At 67.2% G+C, this 22,794-nt stretch carries 17 protein-coding genes; 9 read left to right on the top strand and 8 right to left on the bottom strand.

What is annotated here, in order from left to right; genetic code table 11:
• Positions 1-21: 21 nt before the first annotated feature.
• Positions 22-1,017 carry an adenosine deaminase gene (locus FEF15_RS01365; protein ID WP_163557284.1) on the top strand — a complete coding sequence of 332 codons (996 nt, stop codon included), beginning with the start codon at positions 22-24 and terminating at the stop codon, positions 1,015-1,017.
• A gap of 74 nt (positions 1,018-1,091) precedes the next feature.
• Here FEF15_RS01365 and FEF15_RS01360 read toward each other — a convergent pair whose 3' ends face one another.
• Positions 1,092-2,096 (bottom strand): cytochrome c peroxidase, encoded by a 1,005-nt coding sequence (locus FEF15_RS01360; RefSeq protein ID WP_163557283.1) that lies wholly within the window; start codon positions 2,094-2,096, stop codon positions 1,092-1,094.
• A gap of 214 nt (positions 2,097-2,310) precedes the next feature.
• Between FEF15_RS01360 and msrP the strand changes: the two genes are divergently transcribed.
• The 3 genes from msrP to FEF15_RS01345 all read left to right on the top strand — a co-directional run bounded on the left by msrP (position 2,311) and on the right by FEF15_RS01345 (position 5,700).
• The gene (msrP, locus tag FEF15_RS01355; protein WP_163557282.1) at positions 2,311-3,276 is read left to right on the top strand and encodes a protein-methionine-sulfoxide reductase catalytic subunit MsrP; all 966 of its coding nucleotides are present in this window, start codon (positions 2,311-2,313) and stop codon (positions 3,274-3,276) included.
• Between the two features lie 34 nt (positions 3,277-3,310).
• Positions 3,311-3,910, top strand: coding sequence for a protein-methionine-sulfoxide reductase heme-binding subunit MsrQ (locus FEF15_RS01350; RefSeq protein ID WP_163557281.1), 600 nt, complete (start codon positions 3,311-3,313; stop codon positions 3,908-3,910).
• A gap of 101 nt (positions 3,911-4,011) precedes the next feature.
• Positions 4,012-5,700 (top strand): sensor domain-containing diguanylate cyclase, encoded by a 1,689-nt coding sequence (locus FEF15_RS01345; RefSeq protein ID WP_163557280.1) that lies wholly within the window; start codon positions 4,012-4,014, stop codon positions 5,698-5,700.
• A 50-nt stretch (positions 5,701-5,750) separates the two neighbouring features.
• Here FEF15_RS01345 and FEF15_RS01340 read toward each other — a convergent pair whose 3' ends face one another.
• The 5 genes from FEF15_RS01340 to xdhA all read right to left on the bottom strand — a co-directional run bounded on the left by FEF15_RS01340 (position 5,751) and on the right by xdhA (position 13,711).
• Entirely contained in the window at positions 5,751-7,118 is a 1,368-nt protein-coding gene (locus FEF15_RS01340; RefSeq protein ID WP_163557279.1) for an NCS2 family permease, read from the bottom strand.
• Positions 7,119-7,423: 305 nt separating this feature from the next.
• Positions 7,424-8,743, bottom strand: a complete 1,320-nt coding sequence (gene guaD / locus FEF15_RS01335; protein ID WP_163557278.1) for a guanine deaminase — start codon at positions 8,741-8,743, stop codon at positions 7,424-7,426.
• A gap of 174 nt (positions 8,744-8,917) precedes the next feature.
• The gene (xdhC, locus tag FEF15_RS01330) at positions 8,918-9,781 is read right to left on the bottom strand and encodes a xanthine dehydrogenase accessory protein XdhC (protein WP_163557277.1); all 864 of its coding nucleotides are present in this window, start codon (positions 9,779-9,781) and stop codon (positions 8,918-8,920) included.
• On the bottom strand, positions 9,778-12,267 hold the full coding sequence (gene xdhB, locus FEF15_RS01325; protein WP_163557276.1) for a xanthine dehydrogenase molybdopterin binding subunit: 2,490 nt from the start codon (positions 12,265-12,267) through the stop codon (positions 9,778-9,780). The genes xdhC and xdhB overlap by 4 nt, the downstream gene beginning before the upstream one ends.
• Entirely contained in the window at positions 12,251-13,711 is a 1,461-nt protein-coding gene (gene xdhA, locus FEF15_RS01320; protein ID WP_163557275.1) for a xanthine dehydrogenase small subunit, read from the bottom strand. Before xdhA ends, xdhB begins: the two co-directional genes overlap by 17 nt.
• 270 nt (positions 13,712-13,981) lie before the next feature.
• On the opposite strand from xdhA, the gene FEF15_RS01315 reads away from it, so the two are divergent.
• Genes FEF15_RS01315 through hrpB form a run of 4 tightly spaced genes read left to right on the top strand, consistent with a single transcriptional unit; the run spans position 13,982 to position 17,577 of the window.
• Positions 13,982-14,617 (top strand): TetR/AcrR family transcriptional regulator, encoded by a 636-nt coding sequence (locus FEF15_RS01315; RefSeq protein ID WP_240454034.1) that lies wholly within the window; start codon positions 13,982-13,984, stop codon positions 14,615-14,617.
• 42 nt (positions 14,618-14,659) lie between these two features.
• Positions 14,660-14,848, top strand: a complete 189-nt coding sequence (locus FEF15_RS01310; RefSeq protein WP_163557273.1) for a hypothetical protein — start codon at positions 14,660-14,662, stop codon at positions 14,846-14,848.
• Positions 14,833-15,135, top strand: coding sequence for a type II toxin-antitoxin system RelE/ParE family toxin (locus FEF15_RS01305; RefSeq protein WP_163557272.1), 303 nt, complete (start codon positions 14,833-14,835; stop codon positions 15,133-15,135). The genes FEF15_RS01310 and FEF15_RS01305 overlap by 16 nt, the downstream gene beginning before the upstream one ends.
• A gap of 12 nt (positions 15,136-15,147) precedes the next feature.
• Complete coding sequence (hrpB, locus tag FEF15_RS01300; RefSeq protein WP_346427852.1) at positions 15,148-17,577, top strand: ATP-dependent helicase HrpB; 2,430 nt, start codon at positions 15,148-15,150, stop codon at positions 17,575-17,577.
• 15 nt (positions 17,578-17,592) lie between these two features.
• Here hrpB and FEF15_RS01295 read toward each other — a convergent pair whose 3' ends face one another.
• Together FEF15_RS01295 and FEF15_RS01290 are read right to left on the bottom strand one after the other, a co-directional pair.
• On the bottom strand, positions 17,593-20,364 hold the full coding sequence (locus tag FEF15_RS01295) for an HAD-IC family P-type ATPase (protein WP_163557270.1): 2,772 nt from the start codon (positions 20,362-20,364) through the stop codon (positions 17,593-17,595).
• Positions 20,365-20,541: 177 nt separating this feature from the next.
• On the bottom strand, positions 20,542-21,888 hold the full coding sequence (locus FEF15_RS01290) for a Na+/H+ antiporter family protein (RefSeq protein WP_163557269.1): 1,347 nt from the start codon (positions 21,886-21,888) through the stop codon (positions 20,542-20,544).
• A gap of 162 nt (positions 21,889-22,050) precedes the next feature.
• On the opposite strand from FEF15_RS01290, the gene FEF15_RS01285 reads away from it, so the two are divergent.
• Positions 22,051-22,650: a DUF938 domain-containing protein gene (locus FEF15_RS01285; protein ID WP_163557268.1), complete on the top strand. Its 600-nt coding sequence runs from the start codon at positions 22,051-22,053 to the stop codon at positions 22,648-22,650.
• Positions 22,651-22,794: the final 144 nt, after the last annotated feature.

Genomic DNA, 22,794 nt, shown 5'->3' with positions numbered 1-22,794 from the left:
CAACGCGAAACGAGGTGCGCAATGGATGACTTTCTCAGGCGGCTGCCCAAGGCCGAGCTTCACCTGCACATCGAAGGGACTCTGGAGCCGGAGCTGATGTTCGCGCTGGCCCGTCGCAACGGGGTTTCGCTGCCGTATGCCTCGGTTGAGGCGGTGCGTGCCGCCTATGACTTCACCGACCTGCAATCCTTTCTCGACCTCTACTACCAGGGCATGAGCGTACTGCGCACCGCCGAGGACTTCCATGACCTGGCCATGGACTATTTTCGGCGTGCCCATGCCGAGGGGGTGGTGCATGTGGAGATGCACTTCGACCCTCAGGCGCACCTGGCGCGCGGCGTCGAACTCGCCACGGTCATGGAGGGCCTGGGTCAGGCGCGCCGACAGGCCGAGCGCGAGCTGGGGCTCTCCACGGCGCTGATCATGGCTTTTCTGCGCGACCGCTCCCCCGAGGAGGCGATGCAGCTGCTCGAAAAGGCCTCTCCCTACTGGGAGACCTTGGATGCCGTTGGTCTCGACAGCGCTGAGCGCGACCATCCGCCGGCCAAGTTCCAGGCGGTCTTCGAGCGCGCGCGCCGCCTGGGGATACCGCGGGTGGCGCATGCCGGCGAGGAGGGCCCCCCCGAGTACATCCGCGAGGCCCTGGACCTGCTCGATGTGTGCCGCATCGACCATGGCGTACGCTGTCTCGAGGACCCGGCGCTGGTCGAGCGGCTGCGTGATCAGGGTGTGGTGCTCACGGTCTGCCCGCTCTCCAATGTCCGGCTCAAGGTGGTCGAGCGCATCGAGGCGCACCCCTTGCCGCGCCTGCTCGACGCCGGCCTGCGGCTCACCCTCAACTCCGACGATCCGGCCTATTTCGGCGGCGGCATGCTGGCCAACTTCCGCGCCTGCCAGCGCGCCTTCGACTGGTCGAAGTCGACCTTCATTCAGCTGGCCGGTATCGCCATCGAAGCGGCCTTCATGGACGAGACGCGACGACTGTCTCTGCATCGCCGGCTGGCGGAGTGCAGCTGACGGCAGAACCCCACTGACGAAACGCCCCCGGCATTGCCGAGGGCGGGAGGCGTCCTGCGCTGGAAGTGTCGTGATTACGGCAGGGCCGGCACCTCGAAGTCCGGCATCTCGCCGGTGAGGCTGTGCAGGAAGGCGGTGATGTCGGCGACGGTCTCCTCTTCGAGATCGCGATTCAGCATCTCCTGGCCCATGATGCTCACGGCTTCCTCGAGGGTTTCGGTGGCGCCGTTGTTCATGTAGGGGTAGGTGACGGCCACGTTGCGCAATGTCGGAGTGCGGAACTTGTGGCGGTCGCTCTCCTCGCCGGTCACGTCGTAGCGGCCCACGTCGGTGGAGCCTGGCACCTGGATGGCGTGGAAATTGCTGTCAGTGAGCGCCGGGCCGCTATGGCAGGCGATACAGCCGTTGTCCACGAAGGCCACCATGCCGTCCTTCTGCTGCTGGGTCAGGGCTTCCAGGTCGCCGCGAAGGTAGCGGTCGAACGGTGAGTCGGGTGTGTTCAGCGTGCGCTCGAAACTGGCGATGGCCATGGCCAGGTTATTGGCGTTGATCGGATTCTCGTCGTCCGGGTAGGCCTCGGCGAACTTGGTTTGGTACTGCTCGAAGCCTTCCAGCCGCTCCAGGGCCTGCTCGAGATCCATGGCCATTTCGACGTCGGCTTCGATGGGGCCCAACGCCTGGCCTTCCAGGTCGGGTTCACGACCATCCCAGAACTGGGAGCCGAGGAAGCCCGAATTGAGCACCGTCGGGGTGTTGCGCTCGCCGATCTGGCCGTCGTGGCCGGTAGCGCGCGGGATACGGTCGCTCCAGCCCAGTGCCGGGTTGTGGCAGGTGGCGCAGCTGATCACACCGCTGGAGGAGATACGCGGCTCGAAGAACAGCATGTTGCCGAGCTCGATCTTTTCCTGGGTCAGCGAGTTGTCGGCGGGAATCGGCGGCAGATGGGGCAGCGGCTCGAAACGGTCGCGGTAGTCACCCAGACCGTCGTCGGCGGTGGCGGTACCGGCAACGGCGAGGGCACTGCCGAGTGCCACAGCGGCGGCAAGGCGGGCCGGCTTCAGCTTGGCGGCATGGATCATGGTTTTTCTCCCTGATGGACGATGGTCACGGCTCTGCATCGTGTTCCGCTCTCAGCTTATTGGCCGCTCTTGACCATTATCAACCAAGCGTAATACTCGGATAAGTCGCCTCCTTGTCCTGGATCAAATTTTTCATGCCGCCGTTGGTAAGGTTCTGGACAATGTTTGTACTGGATGTCATCACTGCGCCTTCGAGGTGCTCTCAGGAGGTTTCATGGCCCGTTATCGCTATCCGGCCCTGCCCGCATCCGAAGTGACCCCCAAGGCGCTGTTCGAGGCACGCCGTCGCTTCTTGCGCCGAGGCGTCGCCCTGGGGGCAGCGGCGGCCGCGCCGGGATTGCTGTGGCCGCAGGGGGCATCAGCCTGGCAGGAAGCGCTCAAGAGCGAGCTGGACGGAGAGCTGCCCACCCGTCGGATGGCCGGCGGCGAAGCGCTGACCGACTACGAGGATGTCACCACCTACAACAACTTCTACGAGCTCGGCACGCGCAAGAGCGACCCCGAGGTGTTCGCCCACAAGCTCGTTACCGACCCCTGGTCGCTGACTATCGAAGGCGAGGTGGAAAAGCCCGGCACCCTGGCGCTGGAGGATGTGCTGTCACGGGAGGCACTGGAAGAGCGCATCTACCGTCTGCGCTGCGTGGAAGCCTGGTCCATGGTGATTCCCTGGATCGGCTTCCCGCTGCGCGATCTGCTCCAGCGCCATGACCCGACCTCGCGGGCCAAGTACGTGCTTTTCGAGTCGATCCTCGATCCGGACAACCTGCGCGGGCAGCGTCGCTCGATCCTTGACTGGCCCTATCGCGAGGCGTTGCGGATGGACGAGGCGATGCACCCGCTGACGCTTCTCGCCGTGGGCATGTACGGCGAGATGATGCCCAACCAGAACGGTGCCCCGATTCGGCTGGTGGTGCCCTGGAAGTACGGCTTCAAGAGCATCAAGTCGGTGGTGCGCATCGCCTTGACGGAAGAGCGTCCCACCCCCTCCTGGGTGGCGCAGAATCCCGAGGAGTACGGGTTTTACGCCAATGTCAACCCCGAGGTCGACCATCCCCGCTGGTCCCAGGCGCGGGAGCGACGCATCGGTGAGCGGGGCTACCGCGAGACGCTGATGTTCAACGGCTACGGTGACGAGGTGGCCGAGCTCTACGCCGGCATGGACCTGAATCGCCATTACTGACGCGGTGTTGCACCGCCTGACGCAAGGAGAAGGGATGCTCAGCGCGCGAACCCGGATTACCGCCTTTCGCCTGCTGGTGCTGGTGGCCTGTGCCACGCCGGCTCTCTATATTACCTGGCAGTGGTTCTACGGCGATCTGGGGGCAGTGCCCAGCGAGGCGGTGGTGCATTTCACCGGCCGTACGGGGCTCATCCTGCTGCTTACGACCATCGCCTTCGGGCCGGCCTTTCGCCTCACCGGTTGGGTGGGTTTCATGATCGCGCGCCGTCAGATCGGCCTGTGGGCCTTCTTCTGGTTGCTTGCCCACATGCTCAGCTGGATGGGGCTGGACCAGTACTGGGACTGGCCGTGGATCGCCAAGGAAATGGTCGACTTGCCGTATGTTCGCTATGGCGCGGCGGGGCTGGTGTTGCTGGTCCCCCTTGCTGTCACCTCCTTCAAACGGGTTCGCCAGGCCATGGGCGAGCGCGCCTGGCACTGGCTGCACCGCCTGGTCTACGTGTCGGCAGCGCTGGGTGTCACCCACCTGTGGATCCTGACCCGCGCCGACTACCGCATGGCCAGCCTCTTTCTGGGCGTGCTGCTGTTCCTCGTCGTCTTTCGCGTGGGGGACGCCATCGTCCACCGCCGGTGAGACGGCGCTGTCCGAGTCCTCATGGATGTAATCCTCGGCCTGTTGCGGTTTAATGCGTTACACGATGTGACGTAGCGCAGCCGACCAGGGAGGGTTGCCCCTTGAGCCTCAAGACCCGTTTCCTGCTGCTGGCCGCCGGCCTGGTGATCCTGGCCTCGGCGGCTGCCTGGAATGTCTTCCACCGTGTCACCGAGGCGATCATCGCGCAGTGGGGCGAGCGTGTGGCGGCCATTCAGGTCCAGTACGACAGCGGGCGGCTGCTACAGCCGCTGGAACGCGAAATCGCCCTGGCGCAGCAGATGGCCGACTCGCGGGTGCTGCAGCGCTGGGCCAAGGAGCCGGACAACCCGCAGCGACGTGCCCAGGCCTATGCCGAGATGGAGAGCTTTCGGCGCAACTTCCGCGATCGCAGCTATTTCGTCGCCCTAGAAGCGAACGGCGCCTACTACCACAACAATGCGGCCAACGACTATGCCGAGGATCCCTTTCGCTATCACCTGCGCGAGGGGAGGCCGGCCGATGCCTGGTTCTACCGGCTGATCGAGGAGGGGCGCGACTTTCATCTCAACGTCAATCCCGACGTGGAGCTCGGCGTCACCAAGCTGTGGATCGACGTGCTGATGCGCGACGACAGCGGCGAGATCCTCGGGGTGGTAGGCACCGGCATGGAACTCGAGGGCTTTCTCGCGGAGATCGTCGACATCGAGCAGCCGGGCATCACCACGATGTTCGTGGACTACAGCGGCGCCATCCAGCTCTATCGCGACCGCCGCCTCATCGATTACGCCAGCTTCGTCAAGCCCGAGGGCCAGAAGCGTACCCTCGACCTGCTCATCGACCTGCCGGAGGATGCCGCCGCACTCGACGCCCTGATGCGCGAGTTGCGCGACACGCCGGATCAAGGCCCCAAGGTACGTACTGCCTTCGTTACCGTGGAAGGCGAGCGGCAGCTGGCCGGTGTGGCCTATTTGCCCAGCATCGGCTGGTTCGAGGTGACGCTGCTCGACCTGGGAACGCTGATGCCGTTGTCGAGCTTCACGCCGGTGGCGGTGGTCTTCGTGCTGACCTTGCTGGTCACGCTGCTGGTTTTTCACCTGGCCCTGCGTCGCCAGTTGCTGGCGCCGATGGCGGCGCTGGAGCGTGCCATGACCCGGGTGCGGGAGGGAGATTTCACCGTCACGCCGCTGCCGCGGGCCCGCGGGGAGATGGCGCGCCTCATGCAACACTTCCAGGCCATGGCCAAGGCGATTGGCAGCCATACCGAGGAGCTGGAGCAGCGGGTGCGCGAGCGCACCGAGGAGCTCGAGCGGGTGGCGATCCGCGATCCGCTCACTGGACTGATGAACCGTCGCGGCATGCAGGCGCTATTGGAGGAGGAACTCGAGCGCGCCCAGCGCGAGGCCTCCGTGTTCGGCCTGCTGTGGCTCGATCTCGACCATTTCAAGCAGGTCAACGACACTCGGGGCCATGCCGCCGGTGACCATGCCCTCAAGGCCGTGGCGGACGTGCTGCGTGCCGGCCTGCGCCCCTACGACAAGGCTTCCCGCTGGGGCGGTGACGAGTTCCTTGTGCTGCTCTCGCCTTGCGATGCGACCGTGCTGGATCGCATCGCCGAGCGCCTGCGCCGGGATGTCGCCGCCTCAGTGGGAGACGGCAGCCCGATCACCATCAGCATCGGTGCCTGCCTGGGCGAACCCGGCGAGCGCCTCGAGGGGCTGTTGAAGCGTGCCGACGAGGCGCTCTATCGGGCCAAGGACGAGGGGCGCAATGCTGCCCATGTGGTCGTTTGAGCCGTACTCTTTTGATCCGTACTCTTTTAGCCGTACTTTGAAGCGTGGGGCTACTGGGTCGTCACCAACAGCACCACGCTGAGCGCCGCCGAGACCCACATCGCCGGTTTGATGGCCGCCAGCCGCCCGGTGCACAGCTGGATCATCACGAAGCTCAGAAAGCCGAAGGCAATGCCCAGCGTGATCGAGTAGGTCAGCGGCATCAGGATGATGGCCAGGAAGGCCGGGAAGGCCTGCTCGAAGCGTGACCAGTCGATCTTGCCGATGGGCGCCATCATGAACAGCCCCACCAGCACCAGGGCCGGCGCCGTGGCGATGCCGGGCACCAGCGACAGCAGCGGCGACAGGAACAGAAACGGCAGGAACAGCAGGGCGATGGTCACCGCCACCAGGCCGGTGCGTCCGCCCTGGGCCACGCCGGCGCCGGACTCGATGAAGGTCTGCGCCGCGCTGGTGCCGAGCGGCGCGGCGATCATCGAGGCGAAGGCGTCCACGGTCATGGAGCGCTTGAGGTTGCGCGGGTTGCCATCCTTGTCCTTGAGGTCGGCCGACTCCGAGAGTGCCATGAAGCAGGAGAGCGCATCGAAGAAGTTGGTGAACAGCATGACGAAGATGAACGGCAGGTAGGCCACCTTCAGCGCGCCCCAGATATCCACCTGCATCACCGCGCTGAAGTCGGGCCAGGCGGCAAGGCCGCTCCACTCCACCACGACGTCACCGCCCCACAGCCGACCCATGGGCGTCGCCAGCAGCGTTGTCAGCGCGATGCCCAGGATCAGCGCCCCGTTGAAGCGCATGATCACCATGATGGCGGTGGCCATCATGCCGATGAAGAAGGTGATCAGTGAAGGCTCGAAGCTGCCGAGCGTGACCAGGGTGGCGTCGCTGCCGACGATGAAGCCGGCATTCTTGAAGCCGATGAAGGTGATGAAGAGGCCGATCCCGCAGGTGATCGCGTAGCGCAGGGAGTCGGGAATCGCCTCGATGATCGCCTTGCGCACGTTGAATACGGCGAGCAGAGCGAACATCACGCCGGACCAGAAGACGCAGCCCAGCGCCACCTCCCAGGAGAGCCCCGCGCCAAGCACCAGCGTGTAGGTGAAGAGCGCGTTCATGCCCATGCCCGGTGCCACCAGGATCGGGTTGCGTGCATAGAGGCCCATGGCCAGGCTGCTCATGAAGCTGATCAGCACGGTAGCGGAGAGCGCCGCCGAGAAGGGGATGCCGGCATCGGAGAGGATCGCCGGGTTGACCACGATGATATACATCGAGGCCAAGAAGGTGGCGATGCCCGCCAGAACCTCCGTGCGCAGGGATGAGCCGCGTCGGGTCACACCGAAGTAGCGATCCAGCCAGTGGGTGTCGGTGGGGCGGGAGGCCGCGCCCTGATCGGCAAAGGGAGTTGAGGTCGGTTCCATAGCGGGGATCCCTTGTTGTTGGAGTGGGAGTGCCGTGCGCGCCTTGCGTTGACCGAATGGTCAGAAGGCTTGGCCACAGCCTAGCTGGGTATTGACCGTTTGGACAGGTGTGTTGCGACCAATGGGGTATACGCGACTTCAACGCCAGGGATACAGAAGGGTTCTTGACGATTGTTCCATTCTGTGTGGATTTAGAGTGGGTTAACCGCACTCTAGGCACAGAAAGCCGAGTCGCCGCTTGCCAAAGAGCGGCGACTCGGTGGGTATCAGCTACCGTTGAAGAACTTCCTGTATACGAAACTTCCTCAGCCGTCGCGGCGGTGCTGGCAACGGCCACCGGCCCAAGTTTCGGCAACCGTGCGGTCGTCACCCAGCATCATCAGGGCAAAAAGGGTCTCGCCAAGCGTCCGGCAGCGCGAGGTGCGTCGCGCGAGCAGGGGTGTCGCATGCGGGTCGAGGACCACGAAGTCGGCCTCCATCCCCGGGGCGAGGCGCCCGATGCGCTCGTCGAGTGAGAGCGCCCGGGCATTGCCCAGAGTCAGCCCGTAGAAGCCCTGCCAGGCAGTGAGTGGCTGGTCGCGCAACTGGCCGACCTGGTAGGCCGTCTTGAGGGTAGCCAGCCCCGAGAGGTCGGTGCCGCCGCCCACGTCGCTGGCGTAGGTGACGTTGAGGCCGGCCTCGCGGGCGGCCAGGCGATCGAAGAGCCCGCTGCCGAGGAAGAGGTTGGAGCTGGGGCAGAAGGCGAGGTTGGCGCCGCGATCGGCGAGTCGGCCGCGCATCGCCTGGTCGAGATGGATGCCGTGGGCGAAGGTGCTGCGCGGCCCCACCAGGCCGGACTGCTCGTAGACCGCGAGGTAGTCGCGGCTGCCGGGAAAGAGCTCGGCCACCCAGTCCAGCTCGCCGGTGTTCTCGGCCAGGTGGGTCTGCAGCCACAGGCTCGGGTCATTGCGCAGGAGCCCCCCGGCGGCGTCGAGCTGCTCGCGCGTCGAAGTGGGGGCGAAGCGCGGCGTCACGCTGTAGCCGAGGCGTTCCCGGCCGTGCCAGTCGGCAATCAGCCGTTCGCTGTCGCGGATGCCGCCCAGGGTGTCGTCGGTGAGGGCCTCGGGCGCGTGGCGGTCCATGAGCACCTTGCCGGCGATCATGCACAGGCCGCGGCGCTGGCTGGCGGTGAAGAAGGCGTCCACCGAGACCGGGTGGCTGGAACAGAATACCTGGGCGGTGGTGGTGCCGACGCGCAGCATCTCGTCGAGAAAGGCGTCGGCGAGCGCTTCGGCGTGCTCGCGCTCGGCGAAGCGGCACTCCTCGGGGAAGGTGTACTCGTTCAACCAGTCGAGCAGCTGGCGGCCGTAGGAGGCCATGATCTCCAACTGCACGTAGTGCACGTGGCTGTCGATAAAGCCGGGCATGACCAGCTTGTCTCGATGGTCGAGGATCTCGACGCCCTCGGGGAGTTCGGGGGCCAGGCGAGTGTAGTCGTCCATGGCGCGGATGCGGCCGTTCTCGATCCAGAGGACACCGTCCTCAAAGTGGCGAACGCTGCCCTCGGCCGGGGTATCGCCCTCGCCGGGGTCGTCTTCGAAGCTCAGCAGTTCGGCGCGCAGCACGCGCGTATCGTTGGTCGTCATGAGGTCAGGAGCTCTTCCGTGTCAGCGGTTGTCGGAGCTGATCCGGCGGCAGGCCTGCAAGGAGGCGCTGTAAACCCGTCCCTGGGCGCTACATTCTTCATCCCTGAAGAATGACCTCCCCTTCGGCCTGCCCCCGGCGTCCGATGCTATCGATGTCGAAATCCAGGCTAGTCGTCAGATGGCATGTGGCTTGAACAGCGGGCGCAAGTCAGCCGGATCCAGACCGCGCTGGTCGGCGCGTTCCTCCTGGCCCACCAGCGGCAGCAGCTCGGCGACGGCGGCCAGCGCGATGGCGTAGGGGGTCTTGTCGCCGCCAGTGCCCCCGGCGGCTGTGCCGATGGGGCAGCGCACCGTTGCCAGGGCGGTCGCGTCGTGGCCTGCATCCGCCAGCCGCGAGCGGAAGCTCGCCCACTTGCTCTTGGAGCCGATCAGCCCGATCGAGGCCATGTCGCCGCGGGCGAGCAGGGCATCGATCAGGGTGCGATCCTCGCCGTGGTCGTGGGTCAGCACCAGGGCGTGGCTGCCAGCCGGCAGGGCGGCCACGGCGTTCTGCGAGTCCGGCGCAGGGTGGCACTCGAGCCGCGGCTGGTTGGCGGCCCAGTCGGGAAAGGCGCCCTCACGGCTGTCGTGCCACAGCACACGCCACGGTAGCGGCTCGGCAAGGCGCACGATCTCGCGCCCCACGTGGCCGGCGCCGAACAGGGCCAGGGTCGCGTGACTGCCGGGGAAGACTTCCAGCAGCACGTTGACGAAGCCGCCGCAGCACTGGCCGCTGCGCCCACCCAGCGAGAAGGCCTCCAGGCTCATGCCCGCTTGACCGTCGGTCAGGCGCTGGCGGGCGGCTTCGATGGTCTGCCACTCGAAGGTGCCGCCGCCCAAAGTATCGTAGACGGCGTCTTCGGTAATCACCATGCGCGCCCCGGGCTCGCGGGGCGTGGAGCCGGCGCTGGTCACTTGAGTGGCCAGCACGTGGGGGCGTCCCTCGCCCTGCAGGCGATGCAGGGCGGCGTGCCAGCTCTCGGGGCGGGTGGCGGTCATGGCGTGTCACTCCTCCCGACAGGCGGCCAATCGCTGTGCCGCGCGCGCAGTGCCTCGGCGGCCAGCAGCACCCGCTCCGGCGTGGCCGGGGTGTCGAGGCGTGGCGCCTCGCGGTAGTCGGCCAGGCTCGCCAGGGCGTCGCGCAGCGCCGACCAAACCGCCATACCGAGCATGAAGGGCGGTTCGCCCACCGCCTTGGAACGGTAGATGCTGGCCATGGAGTTGGGGTGGCCTTCCAACAGTTGGACGTTGAACACCGGCGGCAGGTCGCCGAAGGTGGGGATCTTGTACGTCGCCGGGCCGTCGGAGAGCAGGCGCCCGGCCTCGTTCCACTTCAACTCCTCACTGGTCAGCCATCCCATGCCTTGGATGAAGCCGCCTTCCACCTGGCCCAGGTCGATGGCCGGGTTCAGGGAGTCGCCCACGTCGTGCAGGATATCGACCCGATCGACCTGGTACTCGCCGGTCAGGGTGTCGACGGAGACCTCCGCCACGGCGGCGCCGAAGGCGTAGTAGTAGAAGGGGCGGCCCTGGCCGGTGGCGCGGTCGTAGTGGATCAGCGGCGTGGCGTAGAAGCCCTTCTCGGAGAGCGAGATTCGATTGAGGTAGGCGGCCTGCACCAGTTCGCCCCAGGGGATGCGCCGCTCGCTCTCGCCGTGGCCCGCCACCAGATGACCGGCTTCCAGGCGCATGTCCTCGCGATCCAGACCCTGGTCGGTGTAGAGGTGCTCATGGGCGAAGTCGAACAGGCGCTGCTTGAGCCTGACGCAGGCATCGCGGGCCGCCTGGCCGTTCAAGTCGGCGCCGCTCGAGGCGGCGGTGGGGGAGGTGTTGGGCACCTTGTCGGTGCGCGTGGCGGTGATACGCACCGTGGCGAGGTCAAGCCCCAGTTCGCGGGCCACCACCTGGCAGATCTTGGTGTGCAGGCCCTGACCCATCTCGGTGCCGCCGTGGTTGATCTGTACGCTGCCGTCGGTATAGACGTGCAGCAAGGCGCCGGCCTGGTTGAGGTGTTTGGCGGTGAAGGAGATGCCGAACTTCACCGGGGTGAGCGCCAGGCCGCGCTTGATGACGGGGCTCTCGGCGTTGAACGCGGTGATCGTCTGGCGCCGCGCCCAGTAGTCGCTGCTCGCCTCGAGTTGCTCGACGAGTTCCTCGAGCAGGGCGATCTGATCCACCTGCTGCCCGTAGTGGGTGGTCTGGCGGCCGGGGCGGTAGAAGTTGCGCTTGCGCACCGTCAGCGGGTCTTCGCCGATGCGCCGGGCGATTTCGTCCATCGCCGCCTCGATCACCATCATGCCCTGGGGGCCGCCGAAGCCGCGGAAGGCGGTGTTGGAGGCGGTGTGGGTGCGCGCTCGATGACCGGTGACCCGTGCCGCGCCCAGCGAGTAGACGTTGTCGCTGTGGAACATGGCGCGGTCGACGATGGCCTCGGAGAGGTCCGGTGAGTAGCCGCAGTCGCCGATCACGGTGATCTCCCCGCCCTGGATCACGCCCGCCGCGTCGATACCCAGCCGGTAGCGGTTGTGGAAGGGGTGACGCTTGCCGGTGACGCGCATGTCCTCGGCGCGGGGTAGGCGAACGCGGGTGGCGCGCCCGGTGCGCCGGGCCACCAGCGCGGCGATGCACGCCCAGGGCGAGGCCTGGGTCTCCTTGCCGCCGAAGCCGCCGCCCATGCGCCGCACTTCCACCGTCACCGCATGGAAGGGAATGCCCAGCACCTCGGCGACCAGCTTCTGAGTCTCGCTGGGGTGCTGGTTCGACGTGTGGACGATGACGCCCTCATCCTCGGTGGGCTGTACCAGGCATGCCTGGCCTTCCAGGTAGAAGTGCTCCTGGCCGCCGACGAACTGCTCGGCTTCGATGACATGGGCAGCCTCGGCCAGCGCCTGCTCCAAGTCGCCGCTCTGCTGGACATGGGTGGGGCGCACGAACTCGCCGCGCTCGGCGGCCGCGACGGGGTCGAGGCTCGCCGGTTGCTCGTCGATTTCCACGACGGCGGCCTGGACCGCCTCGCGGGCGGCGCGATGGCTCTCGGCGGCCACGGCGAACAGCACTTGGCCGGCGTAGCTGATCGCCTCGTCGACGAAGATCGGGTCGCCGGGGAACACCGGGCCGATGTCGGTGTGGCCCGGCACGTCATGGAAGCCGACCACGTCGACCACGCCGGGTATGGCACGGACCTTGTCCAGGTCCAGCCGGGTCAGGCGGCCGTGGGCCACCGGCGACAGCCCCAGCGCCAGGTGGAGGCAGTCCGCCGGGGCCTTGAGGTCGTCGATGTAGGCGGCGCGCCCCGTCACGTGCTTGACCGCGCTCTCGTGCGCCTGGGCATGCTGGTGTGAGACGGCAGTGTGCGGCTGCGCGTCCCGGGCCAGCGGACCGTCGCCCTTGATGCGGCCCCGCTGCTCTTCTCGGACCCGTGTCGTGGCGTCATCGAGGTCGGTCGTCTCCCTGGACGGAGCGTCCAGCTTAGTGAGCGTACGCATGGAGCATCACCTCCCGGGGCGAGTCGGTCGTCTCCTGTGCCATGACCAGGCGCAGGCGTTCGAGCAGGTTGGCGGCCGACAGCTGCCGATAGTGGGCGCTGCCGCGAACGTCGGACATCGGCTGGTAGTCGTCGCCCAGGGCGAGGCGGGCGGCCTGGAAAGCGGCCGGCGTCGGGGGCTGGCCTTCCAGGGCGGCCTCGGCGGCGTGGGCACGTTTGGGAATCGCCGCCATGCCGCCGAAGGCCAGGCGCACGTCGCGCAGCACGCCGTCGTCGAGTGTCCAGGCAAAAGCGCCGAGCACCGCGGAGATGTCGTCTTCTCGCCGCTTTGACAGCTTCCACACCTTGAGGGTCCGCTCCGTGTCGGGGCGCGGCAGGAAGACGGCGCGAATGGTTTCGCCCTTGCGCAGCGCGGTCTGCTTGTAGTCAACGAAAAAGTCGTCGAGGGGCAGTTCGCGTTCGCCGTCGGGGCCCGTCAGCCACAGGCGCGCGCCGAGCGCCAGCAGCACCGGCGGGGTGTCGCCGATGGGCGAGGCGTTGGCGATGTTGCCGCCCAGGGTGCCGCGGTTGCGGATCTGCGCGGAACCCAGCCGGTGCAGCAGGTGGGCGAAGGGTTCGTACTGGGCTTCGAGCCAGGGCTCCAGGCGCGAGTAGGTGACGGCGCCGCCGATCCACCAGCCCTCGCGGCCGTCATCCAGGGTGGTCACCTCGATACGGTTGAGCTCGGTGACGCGCGTCACGTCGATCAGTCGTTCGAAACGCTCGAGGCGCTGGGTGACCTCGAGCCAGAGGTCGGTGGCACCGGCCACCAGACGCGCCTCGGGGTGGCGGCGCCGCAGTTCGACCAGTTCGGCGAGGGTCTTGGGCTGGGCAAAGGGGGCATCGGGGGCCGGAGCGGTCGGCTTGGGTGCTGCGGCGTCCAGCCACTGGTGCTGGACGTCGGGATGTTCGCTCATGGTCAGGGCGGCGTCGCGGATTGGCCGATAGCCGGTACAGCGGCACAGGTTGCCGCCGAGCGCCGCTTCGAGCCGCTGCGGAGTGAGCGGAGTCGGCAACTGGCGTTCATCGCCGCGCTGTGCCTCGTGCAACGTGAACAGCGACATCACGATGCCTGGCGTGCAGAAGCCGCACTGGCTGCCGTGACAGGCGACCATGGCCGCCTGGGCGGGATGCAGGGTGTCGCGATCGGCCAGCCCCTCCACGGTCACCAGGTGGCGACCGTGCAGCTGATGGGCCGGGGTGATGCAGGCATTGGCGCTGTGGTAGTGAAGGCGGCCATCGGCATCGGTCTCGCCGATGGCGACGGTGCAGGCACCGCAGTCGCCGGAAGCGCAGCCCTCCTTAGTGCCGGTCTGGCCGAGTGTCTCGCGCAGCAGCTCCAGCACGCTGGTATCGGGAGTGACCTCGCAATGGCGAGGCTGCCCGTTGAGCAGGAAGTCGATCATCAGCGTCTCTTCTTGTCAGGCTTGTCGTGGATCGTCACGGGTCGACGGGGTCAGGGTCTGGCGGTCGTGATTTGTTGACCGAACGGTCAGGATGTTTTCAGCATGGGTCAGATTGCCGCACTTTGCAAGGGCAGGATGGTGGCAGGGCAACGGCCGCGAGGCGACGTTTGCAGGAAGGCCGTCGCTCAGGCACTCTCTTGCCTTCCAAGCAGGCGGGGTATGTCGATGTCGGAGCTGCCAGAAGCAGACAGCGTGAGTTGGCCGCGGACGATGGCCGCGAGCAACGGCGCCACTCGTGAACGCAACGAGCGCGAGATTCTTGCCGCTGCCGAGCGGGTCTTCGCCCGTCACGGCTATCGCGGGGCCAGCGTGCAGGCCATTGCCGAGGCGGCGGGGCTGCCCAAGTCCAACGTCCTCTACTACATGGGCAGCAAGCGGGGGCTCTACGTCCGGTTGCTCGAGCGCATGATGGCGCGCTGGAACGCCCTGCTCGACGACATCTCGGTGGAGGACGACCCGGCCGACGTGCTGGAGGCCTTCATCCGCAGCAAGATGCAGCTCTCGCGTCGACATCCGGAGGGGTCGCGGCTGTTCGCGGCGGAGATCCTCGGTGGCGCCCCTTTTCTGCAGGATTACCTGAGTGGCGAACTGCGCGACTGGGTGCAGGCGCGGGCGCGCATCTTCGAGCAGTGGGCCGAGCGCGGTCTGATGGACCCCGTCGATCCCGTCTGGTTGATCTTTTTGATCTGGTCGGCTACCCAACATTACGCCGACTTCGAAGCCCAGGTGCTCGGCATAACCGGCAAGGATGAACTCAGCGATGCCGACGTCGAGGAGATCACCACCTTTCTGACCCGGGTGATCCTCAAGGGCTGCGGGGTCCGGTCGCGCGAGGCTGAGGCATGATAGAGTAGTAATGGTCCTGTCCGAGCTGAGAGGTGATAGGCAATGAGTACCGCCAAGCAGGATGTCCGCCAGATGCTGGATTGGTTGCCGGAAGATTGTTCTCTGGAGGACATCCAGTATCACCTCTATGTGGCCGAGAAGGTCCAGCGGGGAAGTCGGCGAGCCGAGACAGAAGGGACTTTGAGCCAGACACAGGTGGAAAGGAAGCTTGCCAAGTGGCTCGACAGGTAGAGTGGTCACCCGAGGCGTTGGAAGACCTGGAGCTCATCGCGGAATACATTGAGCGAGACTCTCCGTTTTATGCCTCGGCGGTGGTTTCGAAGCTTGTCGACACGGCTCGTGGCTTGCCCGACCTGCCGGAAATGGGGCGCGTCGTGCCCGAACTCGGCGTGGTTTTTTTGCGCGAATGCTTCGTCTACAGCTATCGCCTGATCTATCGGGTCGATCCTGAGCGTATCCTGGTCCTTGCCGTCATCCACGGTAAGCGCCTGCTGGAAAATACCGGTCGCTTCGACTGACGTGGTTTGAAAGTGCTTCCCATCGATTCCCGTTTGTCCGCCATCCGTGAGGTGCTGGCCGCGCAGTCCCGCGCGCTGCTGGTCGCCGAACCCGGGGCCGGCAAGACCACCCGTGTGCCGCTGGCGCTGCTCGATGAGCCCTGGTGCCGCGGCGGCAAGCTGCTGCTGCTCGAGCCCCGTCGTGTCGCCGCTCGCCTGGCCGCCGGCTTCATGGCGGAAAGCCTGGGGGAGGCGGTCGGGGAGACCGTCGGCTACCGGATGCGTGGTGAAAGTCGCGTCGGGCTCGATACTCGCCTCGAGGTGGTCACCCAAGGTGTGCTGACGCGAATGCTGCAGGAGGACCCGCTGCTCGAGGGCGTGGCTGGGGTTATCTTCGACGAGTTCCACGAGCGCAGCCTGGAGGCCGACCTGGGTCTGGCCCTGGCGCTCGATGCCCAGTCGGTGCGCGACGACCTCCGCCTGCTTGTCATGTCGGCGACTCTGGAGATCGATGCGCTGCTCGGTGTGCTGGGCGCCAATACCCCTGTGATCGATTGCCCCGGACGCAGCTTTCCCGTCGCGACCCGTCACTGGCCGTTGAACAGCCGGGAACCCGTCGCACCCCAGCAGGCTCGTGCCGTACTGGCGGCGCTCGAGGCGCAGGCGGGCGACGCTCTGGTGATCCTACCCGGCGTCGCCGAGATCCACCGACTGGCGCGGGAACTGACCCAGCGGAGGCCCGACCTGGCGATCCGCGAGCTGCATGGCCGATTGCCGCTCGAGCGACAGCGCCAGGCGCTGCGTCCGGAGCCGGCTGGGCAGCGCCGGGTGGTACTGGCCACCGCCATTGCCGAGTCGAGCGTCACCGTCGACGGGGTACGCCTCGTCGTCGACGGCGGTCAGGAGCGGGTGCCGGTCTTTCAGCCACGCACCGGGCTCACGCGTCTGGAAACGCGACGGGTCAACCGCGCCAGCGCCGACCAGCGGCGTGGCCGCGCCGGCCGCCAGGGTCCGGGGCTCTGCGTGAGACTGTGGGCGGAGGAGCAGCCGCTCGTGCCCCACGGCGAGCCCGAGATTCGTCAGGCCGACCTGGCACCGCTGGCCTTCGAGCTGGCGCGCTGGGGGATCAGTGATCCCGGGCAGCTCGATTGGGTGACTTCGCCGCCGTCCGCGCCTCTTTCCGCGGGTCGTGATCTGCTGATCCGTCTGGGTGCGCTGGACGCGGCCTGCCGCCTGACCGAGCTAGGGCGTGCCTGCACCCGCTGGCCCACCCATCCGCGTCTGGCCGTGATGCTCGAGCGGGCGGTCGAGTTCGATGCGCGTCCGCTGGCTTGCGCGCTGGTCGCCCTGCTGGAAGGGCGTGATCTCGACGAAGAGCGCGATCTGGAAGCCTCGCTTCACGCGCGGCTGGCATCGCCGCGCGACTATCGCCAGTGGCAGCGTGATGCCCGGCGTCTGGCCCGCCTTGCAGGCTGCCAGCTGGAAGTGGCAAGCCTGGCGCCGCTGGGTGAGCTGCTGGCGCTGGCCTATCCGGAGCGCATTGCACAGCTTATCGAACCCGGCCGCTTTCGATTGGTGAGCGGCGGGTTGGCGACGCTGCCGGAACACCACCCTCTGGCCCATGCCGAGCTGCTGGTCGCCGTTGAGCTCGACGGCCAGGCCAGCGGGGCGCGAATCTATCGTGGTGTGATGCTCTTGGCCGAGCGCCTTGAAGCGCTCTATCTCGAGAGCTGCGAGTGGCGAGCGAGTATCCAGTGGTCGGAGTCCCAGGGACGGCTCATCGGGGAGGAGGTCCGCGGTCTGGGTGCTGTGGTGCTGGCGCGACGGCCGCTGGCCCGGTTGCCGGCAGAGGCGGTGCGTGAGGCGCTGATCGAGGCCCTGCGGCGTCGTGAAACCCTCTCTTTCGACGAGGCGGCCCTACAGCTTCGCGGCAGGGTGGCGATGCTGCGCCGCGAGTTCGGCGACGCCTGGCCGGACTGGTCCCAGTCCGCGCTACTCGAGCAGCTCGATGACTGGCTGAGCCCCTACCTGGAGGGCAGCACCCGGCTCGAGGCCGTCGACCGGCTGCCGTTGGGGCAGGTTCTCGCTGACTCCCTGGACTGGTCGCTGCGCTCCCGGCTCGACGAGCTGGCCCCCGAGCGTCTCGCCGTGCCCAGCGGTTCACGTCTGCGTCTCGACTACTCACCCTGCCTGGAAGGGGGCGAGCCGGTGCTGGCCGTCAAGCTGCAGGAGGTGTTCGGCTGGCGCGTCTCGCCGCGCGTGGCCGGCGGCCGGGTGGCGGTGCTGCTGCACCTGCTCTCGCCGGCGCGCCGGCCGCTGCAGGTCACGGCCGACCTGGAGAGCTTCTGGATGGGCGGCTACCCGGAAGTGCGCAAGGAGATGCGCGGCCGCTATCCCAAGCACCCCTGGCCCGAGGATCCGCTCACTGCCGAGGCCACCGCACGGACGAAGCGGCGGAGATAGGGCGGCGGCTGGTCATCAGCCGGTCCTGACGTGCTCGCCATCGGCACCGCGCGGCACGGCCGCTCTGCCTCTGGCAGGAGCGCGCCCCCGCAGCACTCGCTTTTCCAGCTCCACGATCAGGAAAATCGCCACGCTGCCGGCCAGGATCACCAGCCAGTGGTCGAGGCCCAGAGCGGCGCTGCCGAAGATGAGCTGCATGAAAGGCAGGTAGGTCCAGCCGAGCTGCAGGGCCATCACCAGGCCGATGGCGATCCACACCGGTCGGCTGCCGAACAGGCCGTCAAGCGAGAGCGCGCTGTTGAGCAGAAAGCGGCTGTTGATCAGATAGGCGGCGCTGCCCGTCACCAGCATGTTTACCGCGCCGGCACGGGCGAGCGCTTCGCTGCCCTGCTGGTAGACAAGGATCCAGGTGAAGAGACCGAAGACACCGGCGAGCAGCAGCACCGAGACAAAGACCACCCGCCACAGCAGGAAGAGGTCGAGCAGGGCGGCCTCGGGGTCGCGGGGGCGGCGCTGCATGATGTCAGTCTCGGCCTTCTCGAAGGCCAGCGCCAGGCCCAGCGTCACCGCCACGACCATGTTCACCCATAGCGCCTGCAGCGGGGTGACCGGCAGCAGGAAACCGCCGAGCACGGCGAGCATGATGGCGAGCCCCTGGCCACCGTTGGTAGGCAGGATGAAGGTGATGGTCTTGCGGATGTTGTCGTAAACCTTACGGCCTTCCTCGACGGCGCCGACGATGGTGGCGAAGTTGTCGTCGGCGAGCACCATCTCGGCAGCCTCCTTGGCGGCCTCGGTGCCCTGAATGCCCATCGCCACGCCGACATCGGCGCGTTTGAGCGCGGGTCCATCGTTGACGCCGTCACCGGTCATGGCGCAGATGCCACCCTTGGCCTGCATGGCCGTGACCAGTCGCAGCTTGTGTTCCGGCGCGGCGCGGGCGAAGACGTCCACCTCGAGAATGCAGGCCTCCAGTTCGGCATCGCTCATCGCTTCGATCTCGCGGCCGGTGAGGGCGCGTTCGGTGTTCGCGAAGCCGAGCTGTTGGGCGATGGCGCGCGCCGTCACGGCATGGTCACCGGTCACCATCACCGGCCGTATACCGGCGGCCAGGCACTGCTTGACCGCTTCGATGGCCTCCTCGCGGGGCGGGTCGAGCAGGCCCACCAGGCCCAGCAACACCAGGCCGTCCTCGACGTGCTCGTCGGCCAGTTCATCGACGCCCTGGGCATCCCGTTCCGCCAGGGCCAGCACGCGCAGCCCGCGTGACGACAGCGCATGGATGCGCGCTTCCCAGGTCTGATGAGCCAGGGTCTCCACGCCGTTCCCGGTGCGCACATGGCGGCACATCTCGAGCAGGCGGTCCGGGGCGCCCTTGACCAGAAGGCAGGCGTTGCCGTCGAGCTGGTGGAGGGTGGCCATGTACTTTCGCTCGGACTCGAAGGGGATGGCGTCTTGACGCGAGTGGTCGCCGCGTAGCCGTCGGGCCTCAAGGCCCCCCTTGGCGGCAGCCACCACCAGGGCGCCCTCGGTGGGGTCGCCATGGATGCGCCAGTGGTTGTCCTCGTGGGCCAGTTCGGCGTCGTTGCACAGCACGCCCACATTGAGGAAGTGGCGCAGGGCAGGGTAGTCGTCCAGGTCGAGCGCATCGGCCAGCGGCGCGTCATCCTCGACCCGGTGGAAGTCGCCCTCGGGGGCGAAGCCCACGCCGTCGATGCGGACTTCGCCTTCCGGCAGCCAGATCGCCTGGGCGGTCATCTCGTTACGAGTCAGGGTGCCGGTCTTGTCGGAGAAGATCGTCGAGATCGAGCCCAGCGTCTCCACGGCGGGGAGACGGCGGATGATGGCGTTGCGATCGGCCATGGCCTGGACGCCCAGCGCCAGGCCGATGGTGACGATGGCCGGCAGTCCCTCGGGGATGGCCGCCACGGCCAGGCCCACCGCGGCCATGAACATGTCGCCCAGCGGCTGGTCGTGCACCAGGTAGCCGAACAGGGCGGTGAGTGCCGCGGCACCCAGGATGCAGATCGCCAGCACCCTACCGGCACGGTCGAGCTGGCGCAGCAGCGGGGTCTTGAGCTGCTCCACACTGCGCAGCATCTCCGAGATGCGGCCGATCTCGGTGTGCGTGCCGGTTTCCACCACCAGCCCCCTGGCGGTGCCCTGGACCACGATGGTGCCGGCATAGGCCATGCTGGCGCGGTCGCCGAGCTCGGTATCGCTCGCCACCGCCTCGCTGTGCTTGTCGACGGGTGTGGATTCCCCGGTGAGGGCGGCTTCCTCGGCGCGCAGGCGCCTGGTCTCGAGCAGGCGCAGGTCGGCCGGCACCCGGTCGCCGCTTTCCACCAGCACGATGTCGCCGGGCACCAGGGCCTCGGCGTCGAGAGTCTGGCGCTTGCCGTCGCGCAGCACACTGGCCCGGGGGGAGAGCATGTTGCGGATGCTGTCCAGCGCCTGTTCGGCCTTGCCCTCCTGGAAGAAACCGATCAAGGCGATGATCACCACCACACCGAGAATCGCGCCGGCATCCAGCGCATGGCCGAGGGCCAGGCTTGCCGCCGCGGCCACGAGCAGGATCGACATCAGGATATTGTTGAACTGAGCAAGCAGGCGCTTCCATGCGGGTCGCGCCTGCTCTTGCTGCAATCGGTTGGGGCCGTACTCCTCCAGCCGCGATGCGACCTGTGCTGCGGAGAGCCCGTCCCGGCAGCTTTCCAGCCGCTCGAGGGCATCGTCGCCTGAGAGGACGTGCCAGGCGGTACGGGTGGAATCGTGGCGTTCAGGCATCCCTTGTCTCCAGTGACTGTGCTCAGCGGCTTGCGGTATCCGCCACTATGCTGCAGCGCAGTGTGCCAGGGCAAGGCATCGCCGTTGATCACCGTCAAGGCATGGAGAGACCGGTGTGGCCGGGGTGAGGGTGGGCGTGGCGAAGAGACTCGCCCACCCCGGGGTGGTGTGACGGGACTACAGGATCATGGCTGCGATCCAGCCGAAAACGATCAGCGGGATGTTGTAGTGCAGGAAGGTGGGCACCACGCTGTCCCAGATATGGTCATGCTGGCCATCGGCGTTCAGGCCCGCGGTGGGCCCGAGGGTCGAGTCGGAGGCCGGGGAGCCGGCATCGCCCAGCGCCGCGGCGGTGCCCACCAGGGCAATGGTGGCCATGGGCGAGAAACCGAAGTTGATCGCCAGGGGCACGTAGAGGGAGGCGATGATGGGGATGGTCGAGAACGACGAGCCGATGCCCATGGTGATGAAGAGCCCCACCAGCAGCATGATCAGTGCCGCCAGGCCGCGGTTATCGCCGATCAGCTCGGTGGAGGAGGCCACCAGGCTCTCGACCTCGCCGCTGGCCTGCATGACGCTGGCAAAGCCCGCGGCGGTGATCATGATGAAGCCCACCAGCGCCATCATGCGCATGCCCTCGGTGAAGATGTCGTCTTGTTCGTGCCAGCGGAAGACGCCGCTGACCGAGAGCAGGGCGAAACCGAACAGCCCGCCGAGCACCATGGAGCCGGAGAGCAGCTGCACGGTCACCGTGCCGACCAGCGCCGCGCCGAGGACGACCTTCTGCCAGGTGGCGAGGTGCCGGGCGGCCTGGGCGGGGGACTCCTCGCCATGGGCCAGGTCGCGGTCCTCGTAGCGGCGCGGTCGCCGGTAGCTCCACAGCACCGCGACCGCAAGGCCCAGCAGCATGCCGACAATGGGAATCACCATGGCCAGGGGCACCATGCCGCGGGTCACTTCCAGGCCGAGTTCGGCACCGCTCTGGTTGAGGTTGGCCAGCAGGATGTCGTTGAGAAAGATCGACCCGAAGCCCACCGGCAGGAGCATGTAGGGGGCGGTGATGCCGAAGGTGATCACGCAGGCCACCACACGGCGATCGAGGGTGAGGTGATTCATCAGCTTGAGCAGGGGCGGCACCAGCACGGGGATGAAGGCGATATGCACCGGGACCAGGTTCTGGGAGCTGACCGCGGCGGCCAGCAGAGCGCCGAGCAGGGTATAAACGACCAGGCGATGGCTCTCGCCGCCGTCGTCGAGGCCCAGGCGGTTGATGGCGCGAGTGGCCAGCAGCTCGGTGACACCCGAGCGGGCCAGCGCCACGGCGAAGGCGCCGAGCACGGCGTAGGAGAGGGCGATGGTGGCCCCGTTGCCGAGCCCCTCGTTGAAGGCATCGAGGATCTCGCCGAGGGACATGCCGGCGTAGAGCCCGCCGACCAGGCTGGCAGCGATCAGGGCAAAGACCACGGAAACACGGGCAAGACTCAAGGTAACCATCACCAGGATGGCCAGAACGACGGGATTCATAGCAGACTCTGGTCGTTGGGTGGAAAGGGGCGGGGCCCCCACACAGGGTTCGAAAGCGCGCCATGGTACCTCAAGGCCAGTGCCTCGTCAGCGACGCGACCGGTGTTCGCTGGCGGCGCGACGCCCTATGCTGGTCCCTGGCACGCCACGAGGAGTAGTGCGATGACCGAGGTGCGTTTGAAGAGCGGAGCTGCCGCGCGCAATCGCCAGCCGATTCTCGAAGTGCTTCGGCAGCTGTTGCCGGCACAGGCCCATGTGCTGGAAGTGGCCAGCGGCAGCGGCGAGCACGCCGTGCACTGTGCCGCCGCCATGCCCGGGTGGGAGTGGCAGCCCACGGATGTCGAGCCGGGCGCGCTGGCGTCCATCGCCGCCTGGCGTCGACACGAGGCCCTGCCCAACCTGCTCGAGCCCATCCTGCTTGACGTGACCGGGGCGTGGCCGGCACGAGAGGTTGACGCCGTCGTCGCCATCAACCTGATCCATATCTCCCCGTGGCGGGTCACCGAGGCACTGGTTGCCGGAGCCGCCGAGCGTCTCGTGCCGGGCGGGGTGCTCTACCTGTACGGGCCCTATCGCCGCGGTGGCGAGCACACGGCGCTCAGCAATGCTGCCTTCGATGCCGATCTGCGGGCGCGGGATCCACACTGGGGGGTGCGCGACCTGGAAGCGGTGGTGGCCGAGGGCGAGTGCCATGGCTTCCACCTGGACCGGGTGGTGGCCATGCCGGCCAACAATCTCAGCGTGATCCTCCGGTGTCGTTGATGTTTCGTTGGCCAATTGCTAATTCAATGGCTACGCTGAGGTCATGTAACGGGTAGATGAGGGAAACCTCAATCATCCTCCACCGAATGCGACGGAGGAGGATGATATCGGTGGCACCGGCCACGCTTCGGAACCGACGCCGTC

This window comes from Halomonas sp. NO4, assembly GCF_010994375.1.
Taxonomy (GTDB): Bacteria; Pseudomonadota; Gammaproteobacteria; order Pseudomonadales; family Halomonadaceae; genus Halomonas.
This window is presented reverse-complemented; position numbering and strand designations above follow the sequence as displayed.

What these genes read in the sequence shown, in the direction of transcription:
- FEF15_RS01365 (WP_163557284.1), top strand. Translation starts at nt 22, where the DNA reads ATGGATGACTTTCTCAGGCGGCTGCCCAAGGCCGAGCTTCACCTGCAC.
- FEF15_RS01360 (WP_163557283.1), bottom strand. Translation starts at nt 2,096, where the DNA reads ATGATCCATGCCGCCAAGCTGAAGCCGGCCCGCCTTGCCGCCGCTGTG.
- msrP (WP_163557282.1), top strand. Translation starts at nt 2,311, where the DNA reads ATGGCCCGTTATCGCTATCCGGCCCTGCCCGCATCCGAAGTGACCCCC.
- FEF15_RS01350 (WP_163557281.1), top strand. Translation starts at nt 3,311, where the DNA reads ATGCTCAGCGCGCGAACCCGGATTACCGCCTTTCGCCTGCTGGTGCTG.
- FEF15_RS01340 (WP_163557279.1), bottom strand. Translation starts at nt 7,118, where the DNA reads ATGGAACCGACCTCAACTCCCTTTGCCGATCAGGGCGCGGCCTCCCGC.
- guaD (WP_163557278.1), bottom strand. Translation starts at nt 8,743, where the DNA reads ATGACGACCAACGATACGCGCGTGCTGCGCGCCGAACTGCTGAGCTTC.
- xdhC (WP_163557277.1), bottom strand. Translation starts at nt 9,781, where the DNA reads ATGACCGCCACCCGCCCCGAGAGCTGGCACGCCGCCCTGCATCGCCTG.
- xdhB (WP_163557276.1), bottom strand. Translation starts at nt 12,267, where the DNA reads ATGCGTACGCTCACTAAGCTGGACGCTCCGTCCAGGGAGACGACCGAC.
- xdhA (WP_163557275.1), bottom strand. Translation starts at nt 13,711, where the DNA reads ATGATCGACTTCCTGCTCAACGGGCAGCCTCGCCATTGCGAGGTCACT.
- FEF15_RS01315 (WP_240454034.1), top strand. Translation starts at nt 13,982, where the DNA reads ATGGCCGCGAGCAACGGCGCCACTCGTGAACGCAACGAGCGCGAGATT.
- FEF15_RS01310 (WP_163557273.1), top strand. Translation starts at nt 14,660, where the DNA reads ATGAGTACCGCCAAGCAGGATGTCCGCCAGATGCTGGATTGGTTGCCG.
- FEF15_RS01295 (WP_163557270.1), bottom strand. Translation starts at nt 20,364, where the DNA reads ATGCCTGAACGCCACGATTCCACCCGTACCGCCTGGCACGTCCTCTCA.
- FEF15_RS01290 (WP_163557269.1), bottom strand. Translation starts at nt 21,888, where the DNA reads ATGAATCCCGTCGTTCTGGCCATCCTGGTGATGGTTACCTTGAGTCTT.
- FEF15_RS01285 (WP_163557268.1), top strand. Translation starts at nt 22,051, where the DNA reads ATGACCGAGGTGCGTTTGAAGAGCGGAGCTGCCGCGCGCAATCGCCAG.